Origin of the sequence: Streptomyces taklimakanensis, assembly GCF_009709575.1 — a bacterium.
Taxonomy (GTDB): domain Bacteria; phylum Actinomycetota; class Actinomycetes; order Streptomycetales; family Streptomycetaceae; genus Streptomyces; species Streptomyces taklimakanensis.
This window is the reverse complement of the sequence record NZ_WIXO01000001.1, coordinates 2,602,210-2,618,148: the sequence shown is the minus strand read 5'-3', so window position 1 is coordinate 2,618,148 and position 15,939 is coordinate 2,602,210. Positions and strand designations below refer to the sequence as shown.

Annotated in this window: 12 protein-coding genes and 2 pseudogenes; 8 read left to right on the top strand and 6 right to left on the bottom strand. The window is 73.4% G+C overall.

Annotated elements, in window-relative coordinates; translation table 11 throughout:
* Positions 1-9: 9 nt before the first annotated feature.
* A complete protein-coding gene (locus tag F0L17_RS11350; protein WP_155070986.1) occupies positions 10-960 on the bottom strand; it encodes an alpha/beta hydrolase in 951 nt (316 codons plus the stop codon).
* 257 nt (positions 961-1,217) lie between these two features.
* Here F0L17_RS11350 and F0L17_RS11345 point away from each other — a divergent pair, with 257 nt between their 5' ends.
* The 5 genes from F0L17_RS11345 to F0L17_RS11325 all read left to right on the top strand — a co-directional run bounded on the left by F0L17_RS11345 (position 1,218) and on the right by F0L17_RS11325 (position 6,370).
* A complete protein-coding gene (locus F0L17_RS11345) occupies positions 1,218-2,033 on the top strand; it encodes a response regulator transcription factor (RefSeq protein ID WP_155070985.1) in 816 nt (271 codons plus the stop codon).
* A gap of 24 nt (positions 2,034-2,057) precedes the next feature.
* Positions 2,058-3,083, top strand: coding sequence for a substrate-binding domain-containing protein (locus F0L17_RS11340; RefSeq protein ID WP_162466071.1), 1,026 nt, complete (start codon positions 2,058-2,060; stop codon positions 3,081-3,083).
* Between the two features lie 113 nt (positions 3,084-3,196).
* Positions 3,197-4,180 carry a S1C family serine protease gene (locus F0L17_RS11335; RefSeq protein WP_155070984.1) on the top strand — a complete coding sequence of 328 codons (984 nt, stop codon included), beginning with the start codon at positions 3,197-3,199 and terminating at the stop codon, positions 4,178-4,180.
* Positions 4,181-4,202: 22 nt separating this feature from the next.
* Positions 4,203-4,955: a response regulator transcription factor gene (locus tag F0L17_RS11330; RefSeq protein WP_155070983.1), complete on the top strand. Its 753-nt coding sequence runs from the start codon at positions 4,203-4,205 to the stop codon at positions 4,953-4,955.
* Complete coding sequence (locus tag F0L17_RS11325) at positions 4,952-6,370, top strand: ATP-binding protein (RefSeq protein ID WP_162466070.1); 1,419 nt, start codon at positions 4,952-4,954, stop codon at positions 6,368-6,370. Before F0L17_RS11330 ends, F0L17_RS11325 begins: the two co-directional genes overlap by 4 nt.
* Positions 6,371-6,404: 34 nt before the next feature.
* On the opposite strand, the gene F0L17_RS11320 is transcribed toward F0L17_RS11325, so the two are convergent.
* Complete coding sequence (locus tag F0L17_RS11320) at positions 6,405-6,935, bottom strand: hypothetical protein (RefSeq protein WP_155070982.1); 531 nt, start codon at positions 6,933-6,935, stop codon at positions 6,405-6,407.
* Positions 6,936-7,199: 264 nt separating this feature from the next.
* A complete protein-coding gene (locus F0L17_RS11315; protein WP_338018038.1) occupies positions 7,200-9,032 on the bottom strand; it encodes a bifunctional metallophosphatase/5'-nucleotidase in 1,833 nt (610 codons plus the stop codon).
* A gap of 134 nt (positions 9,033-9,166) precedes the next feature.
* Here F0L17_RS11315 and mshD point away from each other — a divergent pair, with 134 nt between their 5' ends.
* Entirely contained in the window at positions 9,167-10,078 is a 912-nt protein-coding gene (mshD, locus tag F0L17_RS11310; RefSeq protein WP_155070981.1) for a mycothiol synthase, read from the top strand.
* On the opposite strand, the pseudogene F0L17_RS11305 reads toward mshD, so the two are convergent.
* The 3 genes and pseudogenes from F0L17_RS11305 to F0L17_RS27515 all read right to left on the bottom strand — a co-directional run.
* Positions 10,018-11,393, bottom strand: a pseudogene (locus tag F0L17_RS11305) (SWIM zinc finger family protein). The gene mshD and the pseudogene F0L17_RS11305 overlap by 61 nt on opposite strands.
* A 57-nt stretch (positions 11,394-11,450) precedes the next feature.
* Complete coding sequence (locus F0L17_RS11300; protein WP_155070980.1) at positions 11,451-11,657, bottom strand: DUF397 domain-containing protein; 207 nt, start codon at positions 11,655-11,657, stop codon at positions 11,451-11,453.
* Between the two features lie 5 nt (positions 11,658-11,662).
* Positions 11,663-12,055 (bottom strand): annotated as a pseudogene (locus F0L17_RS27515) (Scr1 family TA system antitoxin-like transcriptional regulator); the annotation flags it as partial.
* 436 nt (positions 12,056-12,491) lie between these two features.
* Here F0L17_RS27515 and F0L17_RS11295 point away from each other — a divergent pair.
* Together F0L17_RS11295 and F0L17_RS11290 are read left to right on the top strand one after the other, a co-directional pair.
* Positions 12,492-14,705 carry an RNA degradosome polyphosphate kinase gene (locus F0L17_RS11295; RefSeq protein WP_238419334.1) on the top strand — a complete coding sequence of 738 codons (2,214 nt, stop codon included), beginning with the start codon at positions 12,492-12,494 and terminating at the stop codon, positions 14,703-14,705.
* Positions 14,706-14,910: 205 nt separating this feature from the next.
* Entirely contained in the window at positions 14,911-15,939 is a 1,029-nt protein-coding gene (locus F0L17_RS11290) for a CHAD domain-containing protein (protein WP_420802409.1), read from the top strand.

Here is a 15,939-nt window from a genome sequence, read left to right as displayed (position 1 = left end):
GTGTCCCTCTCAGCCGTCCGTCGTGCCGGCACCATCATGGCGTGCCGCCCGCTCGGCACGTGCCGTGACCCAGGAGGCGATCCGCTCCAGCAGGCGAGGGGGCGCGGCGTTCTCCGCGTGTCCGAAGCCGTGCTCGATCCACAGCTCCGTGGTCGCGGGGTCGGCGGCTTCGGCCAGCGACAGCGGGTGGTCGAGCGGGAAGTAGGCGTCCCGGTCGCCGTGCACCACCAGCAGGGGCGTCGGAGCGATCAGCGGCGCCGCCTCCACCGGTGACAGGGGCACCGGGTCCCAGTCCCGGTGGTGGACGCGGGTGCGCAGCCCGTAGCGGGAGACCAGCCGCCCGACCGGCCGCTGGATCGCCCAGTGGACGCGTCGCATCGCGGGGGTGCCCCGGTAGTACCAGCGCGCGGGGGCGCTCACGGCGACCACGGCATCGGTGTGCGTGCCGGCCTGTGCGTCCGTGCGCCCCTCGTGCCTCTCGTGGCCCCCGGACGGCTCCCGCACCCGGTGCGGTTCCCGTGCCCCGCGCGTCCCGGACGCCGTGCCCGGCCCGTCCCCGCGGTCGCCGTCGTCCGCCCGGTGGGGGGCGTGGAGCGCCGCGTGCCGCAGCACCACCGAGCCGCCCATCGAGAAGCCCACCGTCGCCACCGCCGAGTGTCCCAGCGAGCGGGCCCAGCGCACCGCGGCCGCCAGGTCCAGCACCTCGCGGTCGCCGACCGTCGAACGCCCTCCGGAGCGGCCGTGACCACGGAAGGAGAACGTGACCACGTCCGCATGGCGGGCGAAGAGCTGTGACGCTCGTCGCACCGCGGGCCGCTCCAGCGAACCGGTGAAACCGTGCGCGACGACGATCGCCGGCCCCTTCGGAGCGCCCTCCTCCGCTTCCCTCCCCCGGCCGTCGAACGCGCCGGTACGCGGCCGGTACTCGGCCTCGATGCCCACCCCGTCGACGGTGCGCAACCGGGCCCGTCGAAACCCTCCCGTCGCCTCCCGGACTTCCGTGCGACCACCACGCGAGGTGACCGGTCCGCCACGGAAGGGTTCTCCGTGTCCCTCCGTCTCAGCACTCACGTGGGATATTCTCGACGACGAGAAGGATCCGGGCAGCGCCGCCCCCGGGTCCTTTCGTGCTTTTCGGAGCGCGGTCGCTTTTCGGAGCGCAGTACGAAGCAGTGCCGCCACACGTCCCTCGCGGGGCCGAGGAAGGACTCGACGTCATGAGCTCACTACTCCTGCTGACCAACGCCCTCCAGCCATCGAGTGAAGTGCTGCCCGCCCTCGGCCTGCTGTTGCACAACGTCCGGGTGGCCCCGGCCGAGGGGCCCGCCCTCGTCGACACCCCCGGCGCCGACGTCATCCTGATCGACGGCCGGCGCGACCTGCCCCAGGTCCGCTCCCTCTGCCAGCTCCTGCGCTCCACCGGCCCCGGCTGTCCGCTGCTCCTGGTGGTCACCGAGGGCGGTCTCGCCGCCGTCACCGCCGAGTGGGGCGTCGACGACGTGCTGCTGGACACCGCCGGCCCGGCCGAGGTGGAGGCCCGACTGCGCCTGGCCACGGGACGCCAACAGATCACCGGCGACGACAGCCCGATGGAGATCCGCACCGGCGACCTGTCGGTGGACGAGGCCACCTACAGCGCCAAGCTCAAGGGCCGGGTCCTGGACCTGACCTTCAAGGAGTTCGAGCTGCTGAAGTACCTGGCGCAGCACCCCGGCCGGGTCTTCACCCGCGCCCAACTCCTCCAGGAGGTGTGGGGATACGACTACTTCGGCGGCACGCGCACCGTCGACGTCCACGTGCGGCGGCTGCGGGCGAAGCTCGGCCCGGAGCACGAGGCGCTGATCGGCACCGTCCGCAACGTCGGTTACCGCTTCGTGCTGCCGGAGAAGAAGGAGCCCGACGAGGGGGAGAAGAAGGCCCGCGAGGAGGCGAAGGCCACCGTCGACGCCGCGGAGAAGGTGGCGCGGGCCGCCGCGAACGGCGTGCCGCGGGGGCCCGGGAGCGGAACCGCTCCCAAGCGGCGCGGGAACTGACGCGACGCACGTAGACTTCGCGCTGTGGCCAAGGTGACGCGGGACGATGTGGCGAGACTGGCGGGTACGTCGACCGCTGTCGTCAGCTATGTGATCAACAACGGCCCACGGCCGGTCGCTCCGGCCACCCGCGAGCGGGTACTCGCGGCGATCAAGGAGCTGGGGTACCGGCCGGACCGGGTCGCCCAGGCGATGGCCTCGCGCCGCACCGACCTGATAGGGCTGATCGTCCCCGACGCCCGCCAGCCCTTCTTCGCGGAGATGGCGCACGCCGTCGAACAGGCCGCCGCCGACCGCGGGAAGATGGTGCTCGTCGGCAACTCCGACTACCTCGACGAACGCGAGGTGCACTACCTGCGCGCCTTCCTCGGCATGCGGGTCTCCGGGCTGATCCTGATCAGCCAGGGCCCCAGCGAGCGCGCCGCGACCGAGATCGAGGCGTGGGACGCGCGCGTGGTGCTGCTGCACCGGCGGCCCGAGGCGATCGACGACGTGGCCGTCGTCCTCGACGACGTCGGCGGCGCCCAGATGGTCACCCGGCACCTGCTGGAGCACGGGCACGAGTACGTGGCCTGTCTGGGCGGCGTGGAGTCCACCCCCGCCTACGGCGACCCGGTCACCGACCACGTGGAGGGCTGGCGCCGGGCGATGCGGGAGGCGGGCCGCCCCATCGAGGGCCGCCTCTTCCAGGCCCCCTACAACCGCTACGACACCTACCGCGTCGCCCTCGACCTGCTCTCGGGGCCGGACCGCCCGCCCGCGCTGGTGTGCGCCACCGACGACCAGGCCATCGGCGTGCTGCGCGCCGCCCGCGAGCTGGGCCTCGACGTCCCCGGCGAACTGGCGGTGGCCGGGTTCGACGACGTCAAGGAGGCGGCTTTGACGGACCCGCCGCTGACCACGGTGGGTTCGGACCGCGAGGCGATGGCCCGCGCGGCGGTGGACCTGGTGCTGGACGACGGGCTGCGGCTGACGGGGTCGCGGCGCGAGCGCGTGCGGCAGTTCCCGTCGGGGCTGGTGGTGCGCCGCTCCTGCGGCTGCGACGGCTGACGGAGCCCGGCGGGGCGCGGCCCGGCCACTCCCGCGGGCGCGCGGCGCGATTCTTTCCGGGGCCTCAGTCCGCCCTCATGGAGTTCTCATTCCGGGCACGCACACTCGTCGGCATGAGCGACCACGAGACCCACCGCGCGTACCCGCTCCTCCCGTCGTACGAGCCCGCCGTCCACGAGCCCCCTCCCGCGGCCCCGCGGCCCGCTCCCGACGCGGCCTCCGGCGTGCCCGCCCGGCGGCGGGCGCGCCGCCCCGTCGGGCTGTTGGCGGCCGTGGCGGTCGTGGCCGCCGCGATCGGCGGCGGTACGGCGACGGTGGTCGGCGAGGCGCTCGGGGACGGTTCCGCGCCCGCCGCCACCTCCTCCGTCCTCGGCTCCAACGCCTCCGACTCCGACGCCACCGTCGCCGATGTGGCCAGGGCCGTCGGCCCCAGCGTCGTGGAGATCGACGCCGCCTCCGGCTCCGGCTCCGCGACCGGCTCCGGCGTGGTGATCTCCGAGAACGGCGAGATCCTCACCAACAACCACGTCGTCTCCGGCGCGAGCGCGATCGAGGTCACCTTCGCCGACGGCGACACCGCCGAGGCCGAGATCGTGGGCACCGACCCCGACCTCGACATGGCGCTGATCCAAGTCGACGGGGCGAAGGACCTCCACCCCGCCGAACTCGGCGACTCCGACGCCGTCGCCATCGGCGACCGGGTGGTGGCGTTCGGCTCGCCCGAGGGCCTGTCGGGCACCGTCACCAGCGGCATCGTCTCCGCCAAGGACCGCGAGGTCACCGTGGAGAAGGAACAGGGGGACGACGCCCGACCGCGCGGCGACGCCTGGCCGTTCGAGTTCGGCGGCGGCCGGTACAACGGCGACGTCGGCCCGGAGACCACCACCTACGAGGCCATCCAGACCGACGCCTCCCTCAACCCCGGCAACTCCGGCGGACCGTTGGTCGCCATGGACGGGAGCGTCATCGGCATCAACTCCGCGATCCACGACAACGCCTCCGCCACGGGCGGCGAGGCGGGCAGCGTCGGCCTGGGCTTCGCCGTCCCCGTCAACGACGTGAAGGAGATCCTCGACGACCTGCGCGCCGGTGACTGAGGCGAGTGCGACACTCCCCTCCATGACCACCGACCCGACCGCCACGCCCCACTCCGCCCCGCCCGCCCGCGTCCTGATCGTCGACGACGAGCCGGCCGTCCGGGAGGCCCTGCGCCGCAGCCTGGCCTTCGAGGGATACGCGACGGAACTGGCCGCCGACGGCACGGAGGCCCTGCGGAAGGTCGAGGCGCACCGGCCCGACCTGGTGATCCTGGACGTGCTGATGCCGCGCACGGACGGCCTGACCGCCGCCCGACGGCTGCGCGCGCACGGGGAGACCGTTCCCGTCCTGATGCTCACCGCGCGCGACACCGTCGGCGACCGCGTCACCGGACTGGACGCCGGCGCGGACGACTACCTGGTCAAACCGTTCGAGCTGGACGAGCTGCTGGCCCGCGTCCGGGCCCTGCTGCGCCGCAGCTCCTACGCGCGTGAGCAGGCGGGCGCGGAGAACACCGAGGTGCTGACCTTCGCCGACCTGCGGATGGACCTCACCACCCGCGAGGTGACCCGCGGCGGCCGGTCGGTGGAGCTGACGCGGACGGAGTTCACCCTGCTGGAGATGTTCATGGCCCACCCGCGTCAGGTCCTCACCCGTGAACAGATCCTCAAGACCGTCTGGGGCTTCGACTTCGAGCCCTCCTCCAACTCCCTGGACGTGTACGTGATGTACCTGCGCCGCAAGACCGAGGCCGGCGGCGAGCCGCGCCTGGTGCACACCGTGCGCGGGGTCGGTTACGTGCTGCGCGAGAACCCCGCGGGTCCGGGACAGTGACGTTCCGTCCGGGCTCCCTGCCGCTGCGCTCGCGCCTGGCCCTGCTGGTGGCCGCCACCGTGGCGGTCGCGGTGGCGGCGTGCTCCCTGGCCGCCTGGCTCCTGGTGCGGGCGCAGCTCGTCGATTCCCTCGACGACGCCCTGCACGACAACCGGGTGCCGGACCGCCTCCTCATCGACCTCGTGCAGACCGGACAGTGCCGGGCGGTGCCCGAGGAACAGCGGCGGGACGTGGCCAACCCGTTCGACTCCACCGTGCAGCTCGTGGACCGCAACGGCACCAGCTGCATGGCCTTCGGCGAACAGCCCCTGCCGGTCTCCGCCGCCGACGTGGCGGTCGCCCGCGGCGAGCGCGAGGAGGCCCTGCACACCGTCACCGCGGGCGGCGCCCGGTACCGCGTGCTGACGACCCCCCTGAGCGGTACGGACGCCGCCGTGACCGTGGCCCGCCCGATGGCCGAGGTCGACGACAGCCTGGACACCCTCGCCCTCGTCCTCGGCCTGGTCGCCGCCGGTGGCGTGCTCGGCGCGGCGGGCACGGGCGTCCTGCTCGCGCGCACCGGCCTGCGACCGGTGGACCGGTTGACGGGCGCGGTGGAACACGTCGCCCGCACCGAGGACCTGGCCGTCCGCATCCCCGTCGAGGGCGACGACGAGATCGCCCGCCTGTCGCGCTCCTTCAACGCCATGACCGCCGCCCTGGCCACCTCGCGCGACCTCCAGCAGCAGCTCATCGCCGACGCCGGACACGAACTGCGCACCCCGCTCACCTCGCTGCGCACCAACATCGACCTGCTGGTGCGCAGCGAGCAGACCGGCCGCTCGCTGCCGCCGGAGGACCGCCGGGCGCTACTGGAGTCGGTGCGGGCGCAGATCACCGAACTCGCCTCGCTCATCGGCGACCTCCAGGAACTCTCCCGGCACGACACCGCGCCCGGCGGGCACGTCGAGGTCGTCGGCCTGCACGAAGCCACCGAACGGGCCGTCGGACGCGCCCGGCTGCGCGGCTCGGGCATCACCGTCACCTGTGACCTGGCGCCCTGGTACGTGCGCGCCGAGCCGGCCGCCCTGGAACGGGCGGTGGTCAACCTGCTGGACAACGCGGTGAAGTTCTCCCCGCCCGGCGGGACGGTCGAGGTCGTCCTCGCCGACGGGACGCTGCGCGTGCGCGACCACGGGCCCGGCATCCCGGAGGACGAACTCCCGTACGTCTTCGACCGCTTCTGGCGCTCCCCGTCCGCCCGCAGCCTGCCCGGTTCCGGGCTGGGACTGTCCATCGTGGCCCGCACGGTCCGCCGTTGCGGCGGCGAGGTCGTCCTGCGCCCGGCGCGGGACGGGAAGGGCGGCACCGAGGCGGTCGTGCGCCTCCCCGGCGCCCCCACGCCCCCGCCGGACCACCTCCCCGACGCCCCCTGACGGGCCGGCCCCGGCCCGTCAGGAGGGCCCGCGATCAGTCGCCCAGGGCCTCGCAGACGTTCTCCTTGGTGCCGTTCTCGACCGAGAAGCTCCGGGTGCCGTCCTCGGCGAACTCCACCACGTGGTGGCCGTCGACGATCCAGAAGCCCTTGGGGTGGTCGTCCGTCTCGCGCATCCCGAAGGCCACCGGGCCGACGGCGGTGTACCGCTTGAGCCGCCCGTCGTTCCGGTACTCGGGGAAGCCGCGCCCGCCGACGTCGCGCACGACGGTCGCGCCGGTGTCGGTGTTCTCGTACTCGACCACCAGCGGGCCCTTGTACTCCTCGAGTTCGACGGCGCCGTCGGGGTGGCGCCTCAGCACCCGCTTGACCATGTCCTGCTCCAGCGGGGTCGCCTCCAGGGGGAACGAGCAGACGTACCCGGCGGGCACCGAGAACCCGTGCTCCACGTACGGCTCCCACGGCTCCGGCGTCGTCCCCCGGAGCGGGCTCTCGGCGGCGGCGGCGGTGGGGAGCAGCCCCGCCGCGCACACGGCGGCCAGTACGAACGCGACACGTCGCTTCACGCGGTCCTCCTCGACGGCACGGCTTTCGGTTGCCGACCGACCCAACCGGTTCGTCGGGCGTGCTGTCAACGCACGTGTCGGACGGCGGCGTCGGACCGGCGCGACCGGAAGGGGCGCACCGGGGCCGGTTCGGCAGCGGCCCTCGCGGTGGGAGGGGACCGGGTCGTACCCGGTGGTGGACGTGCCGCCGGCGCCGCGGGGCGAGTCCCGCGGGCCGCCCGGGAGGCGGCCCGCGGGGGGAGGGTCACCCGATGACGGTGCCGCTCACCGGACGACCGTGATCCGGTCCGCCGCCGGGGCGTCCAGCGGGTCGGCGGCGGAGGAGTTGGCGGTCAGGTACGCCTGGAGGGCCGCCAGGTCGTCACCGCCCACCAGCGGATCGGTGCCCTTCGCGAGCGTGCCGAAGCCGTCGCCGCCGCCCGCGAGGAAGGAGTTCACCGCCACGCGGTAGGAGGCCGACGGGTCGATCGGCTCACCGTCCAGCCGGACCGAGTCGGCGACGATCCGGTCCGCGCCCGACCGGGTGAGATCCACCGTGTAGGTGAGGCCGGAGGAGACCTGGAGGAACTTCGGGGACGCCGCGTTGGCGCCGCTCACCTGCTCGCGCAGCACCGTCAGGACCTGCTCGCCGGTGAGGGTGGTGAGGTTGACGGTGTTGGAGAACGGTTGGACGGTGAAGCCCTCCCCGTACGTCACCACGCCGTCCCCCTCGCCACCGGAGGCCGCGTAGGTCAGGTCGGCGCGGATGCCGCCGGGGTTCATCAGGGCCAGGTCCGCCTCGGGGTCCAGCTCCCTGGCGTGGGCGAGCTGGGCGTCGGCGACCAGGTCGCCCAGCGGGGACTCGACGGCGGCGCGGTCGGCGGTGATGTCCTCGGAGATCCAGCCGATGGGCCGGTTGGCGACGGGCTCGGCCAGCGCCTTCCAGTAGTCGATCAGCTCGGTGAGGTCGGAGGCCCGCTCCCGGTCACGGTGGACGACGTGGTTGGTGCCCGCGACGGAGGCCCGCACGATGTCGCGGGTGCGACGGTCGTACTCCATGGTCAGCTCGGTGAACAGCCGCCCGTAGGAGGCGGCGGAGGTGACCAGGCGGTCGTTGCCCCTCGGGTCCGGGACGGAGCAGACGTAGGGCTGGTGGGTGTGGCCGGTGATCAGCGCGTCCACGCCCGCGTCGGTGTCGCGGGCGATCTCCTCGATCGGACCGGAGAGGTTCGCGCCGCCGGGGCCGCAGTCGTTGTTGTAGGCGGTGGAGGACGGGGTGCCGCCCTCGTGGACCAGCGCGATGACGGCGTTGACCCCCTTGCGCCGCAGCTCCTCGGTGTACTTGTCGATGGTCTCGACCTCGTCGAGGAACTTCAGGCCCTTGACGCCCTCGGCCGAGACGATGTTCGGCGTGCCCTCCAGCGTGACGCCGATGAAACCGACGTTGACGCCCTTCATCCGTTTGACGGTGTAGGGCGCCAGCAGCGGCTTGCCGGTCTTCTCGTCCACGACGTTGGCGGCGAGGATCGGGAAGTCGGCGCCCTCGAAGGTGCGGCCCTCGTCGTAGCAGCCGTCCTCGGGGTGGCAGCCGCCCCTCTGGAGGCGCTTCAGCTCGGCCGCGCCCTCGTCGAACTCGTGGTTGCCGACGCCCACGACGTCCATGTCCAGGGCGTTCATCGCCTCGATGGTGGGCTCGTCGTGGAAGAGGCCCGACAGCAGCGGGCTGGCGCCGACGATGTCGCCGGGCGCGACGGTCACCGAGCGGCGGTGGCCCTGGCGGGCCTCGCGCAGGGCGGTGGCCAGGTACTCGGCGCCGCCCGCGTCGATCTGCTCGGTGGTGCCGTCCGGGTGCTCGTGGGTGACCCGTCCGGAGGAGCCCGTGGGGGGCTCCAGGTTGCCGTGGAAGTCGTTGATGGCCAGCACCTGGAGATCGACGGTGCGGCCGTGGTGTTCGTCGTGCCCGCCGTGCCCGTCGTGCTTGCCGGGAGCCTTCTCAAGGGCGCCGTGGGCGGTGGCGGCGGGTGCGGCGGCGCCGAGCGCGCCGACTGCCAGCAGACCGGCCGCGGCGGCGGTGAGTCTGCGCGAGAGGGGAGACCGCATCATGGGCGGAGTGGACATGTTCTGTCCCCTTCTGTTCCCTTGTCGGAACCGAGGATTGGCCGGAGTGACCGGGGGCAGCCTAGGTCAACGCGCGTAGCGCGTCATGGTTGCGGAGGTAACCGGGGGGTTTCGATGCTGCGTAACCTGTCCCCATGAGCGACGTGGTGGTTGTGGACGAGGTGTCGGCCGAAGTCGTACGGGACGCTCAGCGCCTGATCGACGAGTCGGCCCGGGTGGACGGACAGCACGCCGTCTCCGAACAGGGCAGGCTCCAGCTGCGCGGCGGTCGCCGCGCGGGCGTGCGGCACCTGCTGGTGAGGGAGCGCGGGGAACTGGTCGGATACGGTCAACTGGAGGACACCGACCCGGTCGAGGCGCCCTCCGGTGAGTTCGTCGTCCACCCGGACCACCGCGGCAAGGGGTACGGACACGCCCTCGGCCGCGCCCTGCTGGAGAGCTCCGGCAGGCGGCTGCGGGTGTGGGCGCACGGCGGCCATCCGGCCGCCCGACACCTGGCCCGGACGCTGGGACTGTCCCTCTTCCGCGAACTGCGGCAGATGCGCATGCCGCTGACCGGCCTCGACCTGCCCGAACCCGCCCTGCCCGACGGGGTGCGGCTGCGGACCTTCGTCCCCGGCCGGGACGACGCCGCCTGGCTGGCCGCCAACGCCGCCGCCTTCGCCCACCACCCCGAGCAGGGCGGCATGACCCGGCGCGACCTGGACGACCGCATGGCCGAGCCGTGGTTCGACCCCAAGGGCTTCTTCCTCGCCGTGCGCGACGACGGGAAGGGGAACGAGGGACTCGTCGGCTTCCACTGGACGAAGGTCCACAGCGCCGACCAGCTCGGCGAGGTCTACGTCGTCGGCGTCGTCCCCGGAGCCCAGGGCGGCGGGCTGGGCCGGGCCCTGACGACGGTGGGGCTGCGCTACCTCGCCCGCGACCGGGGACTGCCCACCGCGATGCTCTACGTGGACGCCGACAACACCGCCGCCGTGACGGTCTACGAACGGCTGGGCTTCCGCGTCCACGAGGTGGACCTGATGTACCGCACGGAAGGCTGACCGCCGGCGGGCCCGACCCCGACCCCGACCCCCGACCGCCCGCCGCGCCAGGCGCCCCGGCCGGCTCCAACGCCCCCAGTAGCGCGCCGGCCTCCCTGACCAGCCGGCCGCTCCCGCCCCGCGCCCGCGCCGACGCTCACCAACGCGCGGGCGGCACGCAGCCGGGGGTTCGCCACTCGGCGCGCCCGGCGTCGAACGGCAGCTCGCGGTGGAAGTACGCGGCATCGGCGGTGTCGTAGCCGATCCGGCCGGAGGCGCCCAACACGGTCAGGGCGGCGCGCACCCGCTCGGGCGTCAGCCCGGCCCGGCGGGCCAGCCCTCCGACGTCCACGCGCGGCTCCCAGGCCAGCAGCGCCGAGAGCGACTCGGCGTCGTCGGCCGCCCCGTCACCGGCCGACGCCTCCGGCACCGCGCCCTCGCCGGGAAAGCCGCGGGCCGGGTCGGGGGAGAGGGTGAGCGTGAGCCGCATCCCCGGGAGCAGCACCTCCCAGGCGGACGCCACCGGCGTGCCGGTGGCCGTCACCGGCGGGCCGTACAGCCGCAGCCCACTGGCGTGGCGCAACACCCGCAACAGCGCCGAGAGCCGGTCCGGCCCGGACAGACAGACGGCACCGGGCACCGGACGGCTCGTCAACCGCAGCCCCCGTCCGGCGGGGACGACCCAGAGGGCGGAACCCGGAACCGAACGGGCCCGCGGCAGGGAGCGCAGGAAGCGGACCGCCTCCACGGCGGTGACCTCGGCGCGCAGGTCGAACCCGGCGGAGATCACCTGTGTCTCGGCGAATCCGCGCAGCCAGCGATCCGGCAACGGCACCTTCCTCTCCACCACCGGACCGTCGAACGTCGTCACCTCCGACTCGGCCGGCCCGACCCGCAGATGGAGCGGATCGGACGGCCCCACCCGGACGAGGGCCTCGCGCAGGGGGTGGTTGACGTCCACGCTGGTGGTGCCGTGGCCCACCTCCCCGCCGTCCACGCCGTCCTCCAGGACGTCGAGACGGGCGTAGACCCCGCAGCAGCCGGAGAACGACTCGAACCGCAGCCGATCGCCGTTGCCCGTCACCACCGGATCCGGGGAGGCGGGGGAGAACCGTCGGTGGTAGCGGGAGGAGGCGACGTCGGCCACGGACAGCAGCGCCGCCGCCGCGGCCTCCGGCGCGGTCACGAACCCGGCGAAGAACCCGGGATGGGCGCTCGCCCCCGCCGGCGTCGCCCCACCCGAGGTCTCCAACGTCACCTCGGGCCCGCCCGCGCCGCGCCGCACGGCCGAGGGACGGAGGTAGGTGTAGGTGTGCACCGCCGTGGTGGTCGTCATGGCCCCGAACATAGGAGCGGCCACTGACAACCGGCCTGCCCGGCGGTGGACTTCGCGTCAGCGGCCGGCGGTGTGGGCGAGGAAGCGGCTCCAGGCGTCCGGCACGAAGGCGAGCCGGGGGCCCCGGGCGTGTTTGGAGTCGCGGACGTGGACGGCGTCGGAGGCGGTGGCGACCTCGACGCAGTCGGGACCGTCGTTGCTGCTGTGGCTGCTCTTGATCCACTCCAGCGCGGAACCGTCTCCGGCCGAGGGCTTGAGCGGCATGTCATCTCTCCCAGCAGTTTCTCGATGAAGGCCAGTGACTCTCTCGGCGCGAGAGCCTGTGCTCGGATCATCCCGTACCGCATTTCAAGGATCTGGACCTCCTTGGGATCGGAGACCAGACGACTGGTGAGCCGGGCTTCCGAGTAGCCCACCGTCGTACCGTCCTTGATCTTCAGCACGCGAAGTTCGCCGGCCATCCCTGCGTGCTCCCCACGGTCCGTCGGCATCACCTGGATCTCGACGTTCCGCGACCGGCCGACTTCCAGCAGGTGTTCGAGCCGGCGGCGCAGCACCTTGATCTGGCGGCCGGTGGCCCGGATCGCCGGACCGTACTCGTCGTCCCAGTCCTCCTCACAGGAGGTTCCGTCCGCGCCGTCCGTGGTGTGGTCCGTGCTCATGTGTGTCAGCCCCCTTCGTCGTGCCCGTGCCCAACGGCGCCCGTCCCCGGCTCGTCACCCCGTACAGGTCGTACGGAAACGGGGTGCGGCTGCACAGCCGGTCGATGACCGGACGCCGCTTCGGTCAATCTGGTGGCGAACTCGTGACTCTGGGTGACTATGGGAGGAAATCACTCGAATCGGAAATTCCGTTCCCCTTCGCGGGGTGGTGGCGGGCGCGGCCCCGGCGGTTCACCGGAGCGAATGGCTCCGGTATCGGGCACCGGAGCGAGGGGTGTGGATCGCCTGACCGCCATGTCGACTTAACCGTTGATTCAACCTTGCTTGCGAGCATCGCGGAATGCAGCCCGCCGCGTCGAACGCGCCGGTCCCAGGGCCGGGACCTGCGCCGACTTCCGAGGCGCCGTTGATCCTCGCGGCGCGGAACAATGGAGGAATGAGCCAGCCTGCCCAGCCCCCCGTCGGTTCCATCGCCGCCTCCCGCCCCCACGCCACGGCCGCGCCCGAGCACGAGCTGGAACCGGGCCTCGACTCCGACGTCGACACCTATCCGGAGGGCGAGGGCCCCGAGGCCGCCGACGACGAGCTGCCGCAGGGACGTTTCCTCGACCGCGAGCGGAGCTGGCTGGCGTTCAACGAACGGGTCCTGGAACTGGCGGAGGATCCCTCCACACCGCTGTTGGAACGGGCCAACTTCCTGGCGATCTTCGCCGGCAACCTGGACGAGTTCTTCATGGTGCGCGTCGCCGGGCTCAAGCGTCGCATCGCCACCGGTGTGGCCACCCGCTCCGCCTCCGGTCTCCAGCCCCGCGAGGTGCTGGACCTGATCTGGACCCGCTCCCGGGAGCTCATGGCCCGGCACGCCGCGTGCTTCCAGCAGGACGTGCTGCCCGCCCTGGCCGGCGAGGGCGTCCACCTCGTCCGCTGGCCGGATCTGACCGAGAAGGAGCAGGGCCGTCTCTTCACCCTGTTCCGGCAGCAGATCTACCCCGTGCTGACCCCGCTGGCGGTGGACCCGGCCCACCCCTTCCCCTACATCTCCGGTCTCTCCCTGAACCTCGCCGTGGTGGTGCGCAACCCGGTCAGCGGCCACCACCACTTCGCCCGTGTGAAGGTGCCGCCGCTGCTCTCCCGCTTCCTGGAGGCCTCCCCGCAGCGCTACGTGCCCGTCGAGGACGTGATCGCCGCCCACCTGGAGGAGCTGTTCCCCGGGATGGAGGTCCTCGCCCACCACATGTTCCGCGTCACCCGGAACGAGGACCTGGAGGTCGAGGAGGACGACACCGAGAACATCCTCCAGGCCCTGGAGAAGGAGCTGATGCGGCGCCGCTTCGGCCCGCCGGTGCGGCTGGAGGTCGAGGAGAGCATCGACCCGTACGTGCTGGACCTGCTGGTGCGGGAGTTGAAGGTCTCCGAGGCCGAGGTCTACCCGCTGCCCGGTCCGCTGGACCTCACCGGTCTGTTCGCGATCGCCGCGCTGGACCGGCCGGAGCTGAAGTACCGCAAGTTCGTCGCCGGCACCCACCGCGACCTGGCCGAGGTCGAGTCCGCGTCCGCGCCCGACGTCTTCGGGGCCCTGCGCGAGCGCGACGTGCTGCTGCACCACCCGTACGACTCGTTCTCCACCTCCGTGCAGCGCTTCCTGGAGCAGGCCGCCGCCGATCCGGACGTGTTGGCGATCAAGCAGACGCTGTACCGGACCTCCGGCGACTCCCCGATCGTGGACGCGCTGATAGACGCGGCCGAGGCCGGCAAGCAGGTGCTGGTGCTCGTCGAGATCAAGGCCCGCTTCGACGAACAGGCCAACATCAAGTGGGCGCGGAAGCTGGAGGAGGCCGGCTGCCACGTGGTCTACGGCCTGGTGGGGCTGAAGACGCACTGCAAGCTGTCGCTGGTGGTGCGGCAGGAGGGCGACACCCTGCGCCGCTACAGCCACGTCGGCACCGGCAACTACCACCCCAAGACCGCTCGCCTCTACGAGGACCTCGGCCTGCTCACCGCCGATCCGGAGGTCGGGGCCGACCTCTCGGACCTGTTCAACCGGCTGTCGGGCTACTCGCGGCGCACCTCCTACCGCCGGCTGCTGGTGGCACCCAGTTCGCTGCGCGACGGGCTGGTCCAGCGGATCAACCGGGAGATCGTCCACCACCGGGCCGGACGGCCCGCGCACGTGCGGTTCAAGGTCAACTCGATCGTCGACGAGGCGGTCATCGACGCGCTCTACCGGGCCTCCCGTGCCGGGGTCCCCGTCGACCTGTGGGTGCGCGGGATCTGCGCGGTGCGGCCGGGGGTGCCGGGGCTGTCGGAGAACATCCGGGTCCGCAGTGTGCTCGGGCGCTTCCTGGAACACTCCCGGATCTTCGTCTTCTGCAACGGGGACGACCCGGAGGTGTGGATCGGCAGCGCCGACATGATGCACCGCAACCTCGACCGACGGATCGAGGCCCTGGTGCGGGTCACCGACCCCGGCCACCGGGTCGCCCTCAGCCGGCTGCTGGAGACCGGGACGGCGGACACCACCGCCTCCTGGCACCTCGGCCCCGACGGCGACTGGACGCGTCACGCCGACGACGCCGAGGGCCGACCCCTGCGGAACATCCAGGAAATGCTCATCGACGCCCGGAGGCGCCGACGTGTTCCAACCACATGACCTGTCCCCCGGGGCGGCCGACGGGGGAGTGCGCGACCACCCGGAGCCGGGATCGGGGCCGAGCTCCGATCCGCCGCTCCGGTCGGGTTCCGAGCCCCGGTCGGAACCGAGGCCGAGGCCACGATCGGGACCGGGGCCGGGACCGATGCCGCGGACGGAACCGCGACCGGAGCCTCCGGAGCCGCGGGGGGCCACCGCGGGCCAGGTGCTCGCCGAGCACCTCCACCGGCAGGCGACCGACTTCCTGCGCAGCCTGCGACTGCACGAGGAGAGCGCGGGCCGTCCCGAGTCCGCGGCCACCGCGGCCGAGGCCGTACGGATGCTGCGGGCCTCGGCCCGTCGTATCGGCGCGGTCCTCCAGGTCTACCGGCCCCTGGTCGACACGGCCCGGGCGGACCAGCTCTGCGGCGAGCTGGTCTGGCTGTCGGGGGTGCTGGGGCGGGAGCGCACCTACGAGGCGCGGCTGGAGCGGCTGCTGGGGGCGTTGCACCGGCTGTCGTCCGCGCCGCCGGAGGCACCGGCGTCCTCCTCGCCCGCCGCGTCCGCGCCTCCCGTCCAGCGCGGCTCCTCGGCGGGCGGCGGGCTGGGGATAGGGGCCGCCCGCGCCGGCGCGCTGCTGGACAGGCAGCTCACCCTCGCCCGCACCCGCGCCCACTCCGCCGCGCTCCAGGCCCTGGGCTCCTCCCGGTTCCACGCCGTCGCCGACGCGGTCGCCGTGCTGGCCTCGGAGGCGCCGCTGTCCGGTACGGACGTCGACGCTCCGGCCGAGCTGGTGCTGCCGCCGCTGGCCGAGCTGGCCCACCGGCGGGCGACCGAGGCGGTGGAGGCGCTGCCGCTGACCCGGGCCCGACAGTCGTACAACGGCGAGGCGTTCGCCCACACCCTCGTCGTCGACGGCGAGCTGGACGCCGCCTGGAACCAGGTGCGGCTGCTGGTGCGGCTGTGTCGGTACGCCTCGGAGGTCCTCGGCGGTGACGATCCGGCGCTGGTGGCGGCGGGCCGGGCCCTGGACCGGCACCGCGACGCGGCCGAGGCGGCCGCCGCCGCCGCTGCCGCCGCCCGCACTCCCCGCATCGCGCCCGCCACCGCCTACGCGCTGGGCGTGCTCCACGCCGACCAGCGGCACGAGGTGGAGGCCGCGCGGTTCAGTTTCGGACGGCTGTGGCACCCGGTGGTCCCGGACCGCGCGGCCCGTCCGACGGCCCCGGCGGTGACCGGGGCGGAGAGAGGCTGA

What these genes read in the sequence shown, in the direction of transcription:
- F0L17_RS11295 (WP_238419334.1), top strand. Translation starts at nt 12,492, where the DNA reads ATGAGCCAGCCTGCCCAGCCCCCCGTCGGTTCCATCGCCGCCTCCCGC.
- F0L17_RS11345 (WP_155070985.1), top strand. Translation starts at nt 1,218, where the DNA reads ATGAGCTCACTACTCCTGCTGACCAACGCCCTCCAGCCATCGAGTGAA.
- F0L17_RS11330 (WP_155070983.1), top strand. Translation starts at nt 4,203, where the DNA reads ATGACCACCGACCCGACCGCCACGCCCCACTCCGCCCCGCCCGCCCGC.
- mshD (WP_155070981.1), top strand. Translation starts at nt 9,167, where the DNA reads ATGAGCGACGTGGTGGTTGTGGACGAGGTGTCGGCCGAAGTCGTACGG.
- F0L17_RS11335 (WP_155070984.1), top strand. Translation starts at nt 3,197, where the DNA reads ATGAGCGACCACGAGACCCACCGCGCGTACCCGCTCCTCCCGTCGTAC.
- F0L17_RS11300 (WP_155070980.1), bottom strand. Translation starts at nt 11,657, where the DNA reads ATGCCGCTCAAGCCCTCGGCCGGAGACGGTTCCGCGCTGGAGTGGATC.
- F0L17_RS11315 (WP_338018038.1), bottom strand. Translation starts at nt 9,032, where the DNA reads ATGTCCACTCCGCCCATGATGCGGTCTCCCCTCTCGCGCAGACTCACC.